We start from the raw sequence: 7051 nt of genomic DNA on the forward strand, positions 1-7051 counted from the left end.
ATGGATTCTGTTTTCGCAGACGTAGAGAGGGCAGCAAAACTGAGGTATGAAACCGAGGCCACCTCTAAACTAGATTATTTGGCTACCTCTAACCAGGGGAACGAAGTGAAAATACAGTTAGAAAGATCTTATCGGAATTACCTGAAAAACCTCCGGTATTTAAATCTATGGCTGGTTAATGACACCCTGTATGATGTCCCGAATGTTTCCAGTGAAACTTTAGAAAAATCAGTTGATTTTCTCTCTGAATCTCTGGATAGTCATCCGCTGCTTCAGGTTGCCGAGCAAAAACTGGCTGTAGCCAGAGCCACTACCAGGGAACAAAAATCTAAATTTCTTCCAAAATTTCAGGCCCAGTATGCGAGACAGGAAATCAGTGGGCAATCCGGCTTCTATCAATACCAGGTCGGACTCGAATTTCCTCTCTTTTTTGGACCACAATTAGCTCGTGCCCAGGAAGCAGAAGTAGACCAAAAAATTGCTGAGCAGAAATTTTATCAGAATAAAATCGAACTGGAGACTGCATTTTTAGGTATGCGGGAAGAATTCATTAAATGGAAGGATTCCTGGGAATATTATAAAGATAACGCTCTTCCCCTGGCGAAAGAACTACAGCAAGGCGCGGTGTTGGCTTTTAAGGAAGGTGCTATAGACTATGTGACCTTTCTACAAAATATCCGGGATGCTATTCGCATTGAAGTGGATGCCTGGTCAGCCTTTAATGAATATTTGAACAGCCGATACCAGCTGGAATATTACCTTGAAAATTCGAATTAAAACATTTAGATGAAAAACGATATGAAAATTACAATTAAAATATTATTCACCATCCTGGTAATCAGCTTGCTTATTGGATGTAATAACGCTTCAGATAGTGAGAATAATAGAGATGAATCCGAATCATCAAAAAAAGAAAATACGGAAGCAAAACCTGAAGAAAAACAAGCCTTACGTTCCGTGCATCTTTCAGAATTAAAGTTCAACAGTTTAGGGATAAAGGTAGATACCATAACAAAAAAAGCCCTTTCCGGAATTGTCGAAGCCAATGGCCAGCTAGAAGTGCCACCCCAATATGAGGCTACCGTTACAGCTATTTTGGGAGGGAACGTTTCATCTATAAAAGTTATTGAGGGAGATGAGGTGAAGAAGGGCCAAACTCTGGCTTATCTTTCTCATCCCGATTTAACCAGGATTCAGTCAGATTACATTAATGCGTTTAGCAGGTTAGAATTTTTGGAAAAAGATTTTGAAAGACAAAAGCGTCTCTATGAAGCCGAAGTAGCTTCAGGCAAGAATTTCCAGCAAACCCAATCCGATTATCAATCGGTTCAAGGTGAGGTACGGGCTTACGAATCTCAATTGCGTCAGTTAAATCTGGATCCATCCCGGGTACGAAACGGAAATCTCTACGAACTTATTCCGGTGGTTAGTCCCATTGCAGGCTATATTGAAAAAGTAGTGGTACAAATGGGGCAATATGTAGATCCTCAAACCGGCATGTTTATGGTGGTTGATAATGAACATGTTCACGCCGATCTTATGGTTTTCGAAAAAGATATCTATAAGGTCAAAGAAGAACAAAAAATGTCCTTTACTCTGGAATCTGTTCCCGGAAGTAATTTAACCGGAGAGATCTATTCAGTAGGAAAACAATTTGAACAAAACCCCAAAGCCATCCATATACATGCCGAAATTGATGATAAGGTAGGCTACCTGATTCCGGGAATGTACATTAAAGGAAAAATTCGCACAGGAGAAGAACTCGTTCCTGCCCTCCCCGAAGAAGCCGTAATTGAAGAAGAAGGTAAACCCTATATCTTCATAGCACAAAAGATCAGGGAAGAGGAAAAAGTGAAGTGGGAACTGAAACCTTTCGAAATAAGAACGGGAATAACCGAGGACGGTTGGGTTGAAATTAAATTCCTGGAACCTCTGCCCAAAGATGCTTTAGTAGCCTACAATAATGCGTATTACCTGATTTCTGAAATGCAAAAAAGTGAAACTTCCCATGGACATTAAATTTATTATAGTAACTATCTTTAAAAGATCGGGATTATGACTTTAAAAAATTGGAGACAAAATTTTAAGTCTTAAAAACCGGTTTATTCAACCAGAAATAATAATTCTGTTTCAACCAAACATTATTATAGTATGAGCAAAATAGAAAAAACTTTAGAAACTCATAAGGTCCGTCCCACGGCAATGCGTATTCTGATATATAAATTTATGGTTAATAATAAAAGAGCCATAGCCCTCTCTGAAATAGAAAATGCCTTTGTGAAGGTCGATCGGGCTACTTTATCCCGTACCATAAGAACTTTTGAAAAGAGTGGAATTGTGCATCAGATCGATGATGGAACAGGAATACCTAAATATGCGCTCTGTGAAGTTGGCTGCAACTGTGAGGTTGAACAGGATTTACATCTTCATTTTCATTGTAGTAAGTGTGATGAAACCATCTGCCTAACAGATCGTAAAATTCCTCATATCAATTTGCCTGAAGGTTATTCGGCAGAAAGTGTAAACCTCGTGGTCAAAGGAATATGCTATAAATGCAACAATGCCTAAGCAGTTGAAAAACTAATATATTATGAAAAAGATCCAAATAGAAATCCCGGTACTCCTGCCTCAGGTCACAAGTGAAAAGGATAGTTGTATAGAAAGACTTATTAAAACCCTGGAGGCCAAAGATGGTTTGGAAAAGGTCCACCTTGTCGATCAGGAGGCGAATGCAGTTCCGAAACTTTGTTTTCATTACGATCCTGATATAATATCTATGGACAGGATTCAGTCTATTGCAAAAACTTCCGGAGCGAAAATCACAGAAAAGTATGGCCATTTACTTTTAGAGGTTAAAGGTGTAAGGCATACCCGGCACGCCCGCCTCTTGGAGAAAAAGTTAATGGATATCCCTGGAATACTTGAGGTCTCAGTAACAACCGCTGGTTTGGTGCGTTTGGAGTTCGAAAAAAATGAAACTAATATACAGGCTATTTATCAAAAGCTAGAAAAAGAAAATCTATACCCGGAAATAAAATCTACTCCTAAAGAGGTATCAATTAAACCCGCAAAAAAGCAAAGCCCTGTAGAGAAAGCAAAGCCCATCTCGGGCAAAGAAGATCATCCGGAAGGAGAAGAACATGCTCACGAACATGGAGGTATTCTAGGCAAGAACTCCGAACTTATTTTTGCTATAATTAGTGGGGTGCTCCTAAGTTTGGGCTTTGGTTTCTCCTTTTTGGATAACATCCCAGCATGGATTAGCCTTGTCCTCTATATAGGGGCCTATTTTTTTGGAGGTTTTTATACCACCAAAGAAGCCATTGAAACACTGGCCAAAGGTGGTTTTGAAATAGACTTTTTAATGTTAGTTGCGGCTATAGGGGCTGCTGTTTTAGGCGAATGGTCCGAAGGGGCATTACTCTTATTTCTTTTTAGCCTGGGGCATGCCCTTGAACATTTTGCGATGAACAAAGCCCGTAAATCAATAGCTGCACTCTCAGATCTGGCTCCTAAAACCGCTCTATTAAAAAAAGACGGCCAAACTCAGGAAGTAGGTATTGAAAAATTAACTATTGGCGATGTTATTGTTGTGAGACCCAACAGTAAAATTTCGGCAGATGGAGTGGTAGTGAAAGGAAAAAGCAGTGTAAACCAGGCACCTATTACCGGAGAAAGTGTTCCCGTAGATAAGGTGCCGGTAGAAGACTCCAATAAAGATTATTCAAAACTTGATGATATCAGGGCTGAAAACCGGGTTTTCTCCGGAACCATTAATGGCAACAATACCTTAGAGATTAAAGTAATTAAAGAAGCCAGGGATTCAACCTTATCCAGATTGGTTAAATTGGTGAATGAAGCCCAAACTCAAAAATCTCCAACCCAATTGCTTACCGATAAGTTTGAAAGATATTTTGTTCCTTCTGTACTTATTCTGGTAATTACTTTGCTGTTTGCCTTTTTAGTAATAGATGAAACTTTTAGTGATAGTTTCTATAGAGCAATGGCGGTACTCGTTGCTGCCAGTCCCTGTGCCTTGGCTATTTCGACACCCAGTGCGGTCCTAAGCGGAGTAGCAAGAGCCGCAAAAGGGGGAGTGTTAATTAAGGGAGGGCGGCCCTTGGAAGATTTAGGAGTTATAACCGCATTAGCTTTTGATAAAACCGGAACCTTAACAGAAGGAAAACCCAAACTTACACAGGTTGTTCCCTTAGGAGAAATTCAGGAGAATGATTTACTTAAAATAGCCGTTGCTGTAGAAAACCTTAGCGATCACCCCCTGGCAAAAGCGGTAGTGAGAGATGCTAAAAAGAGATTGGATGATACTCATATACCTGAGGCTACCAACCTGGAAGCAGTTCTGGGCAAAGGTATTAAGGCTATGCTGGGTAGCGATAACATCTATATAGGTAACCTGGATTTATATGAAAACCTTAATGATACGAAACCTTCACAAGAAATAGTAGAAAAGGTCCGTAACCTTGAAGCGGGCGGTAATACTACCATGCTCCTTCGCAAAAATGAGGAATATATTGGAATATTAGCTCTCATGGATACCCCTCGCGATGCTGCCAAAGAGACCCTTTTAAAATTAAAGAAAATCGGAATTAAACGAATGATTATGCTTACTGGAGATAACCAAAAGGTAGCCGATGCGGTGGCAAAAGAAATAGGCTTGACCGATGCCTGGGGAAGTTTGTTACCTGAAGAAAAGGTAGAAGCGATTAAAAAATTAAAAGAAAAAGAATCTAAAGTAGCCATGGTGGGGGATGGGGTAAACGATGCCCCGGCAATGGCCAATAGCACCGTGGGAATAGCCATGGGGGCAGCAGGAAGTGATGTTGCCCTGGAAACCGCCGATATAGCATTGATGGCCGACAAGCTGGAAACACTTCCCTTTGCTATTGGATTAAGTAGGAAATCCAAATCCATAATTAAACAGAATCTATGGGTAAGTCTTGGTATTGTGGCTTTACTAATCCCTGCAACTATTTTCGGATTTGCCAATATTGGTGTGGCCGTTGTAATTCATGAAGGCTCTACTCTCTTAGTAGTATTTAATGCCTTAAGGCTGCTGGCTTTTAAAAAATAAGACTACACAAAGCTGAAAAAGAATGTTTTTCATTGACATTACACCTTTTTAAAACCATGAAGAAAAGTACCTTCCTTATAAATAAAATGGACTGCCCGTCTGAGGAGCAGATGATTCGAATGAAATTAGAATCTAACTCCCAGGTGAAATATCTTGATTTTGATATTCCTAAAAGGAAACTGGAAGTCTATCATTCTGGCCCTGTGGATGACATTTATTCCTCTATTTCCGATTTAAATTTTGGTGAAAAACTTATCGAAACCCGGGAAGCTCAAGTTCCTGTAAAGGAAGATGAAAACAAGCAAAAAATAATTCTATGGTGGGTTTTAGGTATCAACTTTGGTTTTTTCATTATAGAAATGACGACCGGATGGATTTCATCGTCAATGGGACTGGTCGCAGATTCCCTGGATATGTTGGCAGATTCCATCGTATATGCCTTAAGTTTATTTGCCGTTGGAGGTGCTGTCGCTAGAAAAAAGAAGGTGGCCAGGTTTAGCGGGTATTTTCAAATGGCCCTGGCCTTCTTTGGATTCATAGAAGTTTTAAGAAGGTTTTTTGTAGAAAGCGAATTACCACTGTATCAATGGATGCTCATAATTTCTTCCTTAGCTCTAGCAGGAAACCTAATCTCATTATGGTTGATAACCAGAGCCAAAAGCAATGAAGCTCATATGCAGGCTAGTGCAATTTTCACCTCCAACGATATAATTGTAAATGGAGGTATTATCCTGGCAGGAGCATTGGTTTATTTTTTAGAAAATAAATGGCCAGATCTAATAATCGGAGGTATTGTTTTCAGTATTGTAATGCGCGGAGCTGTAAAAATCCTTAAAATATCTAAATAGAAACTACTTAGGGTTAATTATAAAAGTTCTTCATCTGTATAATAAAACTCCCCGTGATTAGAAATTTTAATTAGAAGATTCGTTAAGTAAGTTTTTTCTTATTTTCTTAAATAAGGATTATTCAAATGGGGGAATTGGCCTGCGTAAGGATAACACCTTTTGGTCACCGGAAGTCCAATGAATTATAACTGAGAGTGTAAAAAATCTGCAGTATCCTTTAAACCTCTGTTCCTTAAAATATCTAATACTTCAAACTCATTCAGATCAGGGTTTCTTCTGTTTAGCACCATTTCTTTAAAAGCCTCAACTGCTTGTTCTGGATTTAAATCGATTATATCGGTTAAAAAATCATCTGCAGTTTTAGCCGAAAGACCAAATGAAGCAAGATAATCTTTCGGGAAATCTTTTATGTTATTAGTTACTATTACGTTAGCGTTTGTCTTTATTGCTGCTGCTAAAACATGACAATCTTTGGGATCAGGCAGAGTGAGATTGGTTATTAAAGGGGAGTAATTATTAACCATTGCATCTGGGAAGGCTAAATTTGCCTTCTCAACCCGTTTTCTAGCGACTGATTCTTCTACTCCCTTTCTTTTCATTACATCTTGCCACTCATCAAATATATGTTCGCTCCATTTTGGTGTATACAAATCATAATAAGCAAACCAGAAAAGCAAATCTCTAATTTCAATTGGATAAATGACGTTTGTGTCCAGAACACATTTAAACCTTACACTATGAATCATACAAACCTAATTCTTCATCAGACTTCATTATATCAATTAGATGTTGCTTCTGGTCCTTCTTCATCTTTCTTTTGTATTTCATAACATCTTCAAACCTAACACGTCTGTGTTTACCAACCTTGGTAAATTCAATTTTACCTTCTTCGAGCAATTTCACGAAATGAGGTCTTGAACAACCTAGAATCTCCGCCGCTTTTTGCGTAGTAACTTCTGTAGCCATCGGTACTATCGAAAAAGGTTTACCTTCACTCATTGCCTTCAGAACTTCTCCCAATAATTTTAAAGCTTTTAATGGAATTTTGATCCTTTCCTGGGTTTCTTCAATTTCAATTTCAGGATTTTCCGATTTTAACTGCCGGATTACA

At 38.9% G+C, this 7051-nt stretch carries 7 protein-coding genes; 5 read left to right on the forward strand and 2 right to left on the reverse strand.

Translation table 11 applies throughout. From position 1 onward, the window contains the following. From VIM94_RS02590 to VIM94_RS02610, 5 genes are all read left to right on the forward strand, one after another. Positions 1-777 (forward strand): TolC family protein (locus VIM94_RS02590; protein WP_332037732.1); only part of this gene is annotated, 777 nt, incomplete at its 5' end. A gap of 9 nt (positions 778-786) precedes the next feature. Further along, positions 787-2019 (forward strand): efflux RND transporter periplasmic adaptor subunit, encoded by a 1233-nt coding sequence (locus tag VIM94_RS02595; protein WP_332037733.1) that lies wholly within the window; start codon positions 787-789, stop codon positions 2017-2019. 132 nt (positions 2020-2151) lie between these two features. Then, on the forward strand, positions 2152-2568 hold the full coding sequence (locus VIM94_RS02600; RefSeq protein ID WP_332037734.1) for a Fur family transcriptional regulator: 417 nt from the start codon (positions 2152-2154) through the stop codon (positions 2566-2568). A 22-nt stretch (positions 2569-2590) separates the two neighbouring features. Further along, the gene (locus VIM94_RS02605) at positions 2591-5092 is read left to right on the forward strand and encodes a heavy metal translocating P-type ATPase (protein WP_332037735.1); all 2502 of its coding nucleotides are present in this window, start codon (positions 2591-2593) and stop codon (positions 5090-5092) included. 56 nt (positions 5093-5148) lie between these two features. After that, a complete protein-coding gene (locus VIM94_RS02610; protein ID WP_332037736.1) occupies positions 5149-5940 on the forward strand; it encodes a cation transporter in 792 nt (263 codons plus the stop codon). Positions 5941-6122: 182 nt separating this feature from the next. On the opposite strand, the gene VIM94_RS02615 is transcribed toward VIM94_RS02610, so the two are convergent. Then, positions 6123-6686 carry a PIN domain-containing protein gene (locus tag VIM94_RS02615; RefSeq protein ID WP_332037737.1) on the reverse strand — a complete coding sequence of 188 codons (564 nt, stop codon included), beginning with the start codon at positions 6684-6686 and terminating at the stop codon, positions 6123-6125. Beyond that, positions 6676-7051 (reverse strand): helix-turn-helix domain-containing protein (locus VIM94_RS02620; protein ID WP_332037738.1); only part of this gene is annotated, 376 nt, incomplete at its 5' end. The genes VIM94_RS02620 and VIM94_RS02615, both read right to left, overlap by 11 nt.

It is taken from the genome of Salegentibacter sp. (genome assembly GCF_036568425.1).
GTDB lineage: Bacteria > Bacteroidota > Bacteroidia > Flavobacteriales > Flavobacteriaceae > Salegentibacter.

Bases quoted from the DNA above. Each gene is read 5' to 3' on its own strand.
- VIM94_RS02595 (WP_332037733.1), top strand. From the start codon at position 787: ATGAAAAACGATATGAAAATTACAATTAAAATATTATTCACCATCCTG.
- VIM94_RS02600 (WP_332037734.1), top strand. From the start codon at position 2,152: ATGAGCAAAATAGAAAAAACTTTAGAAACTCATAAGGTCCGTCCCACG.
- VIM94_RS02605 (WP_332037735.1), top strand. From the start codon at position 2,591: ATGAAAAAGATCCAAATAGAAATCCCGGTACTCCTGCCTCAGGTCACA.
- VIM94_RS02610 (WP_332037736.1), top strand. From the start codon at position 5,149: ATGAAGAAAAGTACCTTCCTTATAAATAAAATGGACTGCCCGTCTGAG.
- VIM94_RS02615 (WP_332037737.1), bottom strand. From the start codon at position 6,686: ATGATTCATAGTGTAAGGTTTAAATGTGTTCTGGACACAAACGTCATT.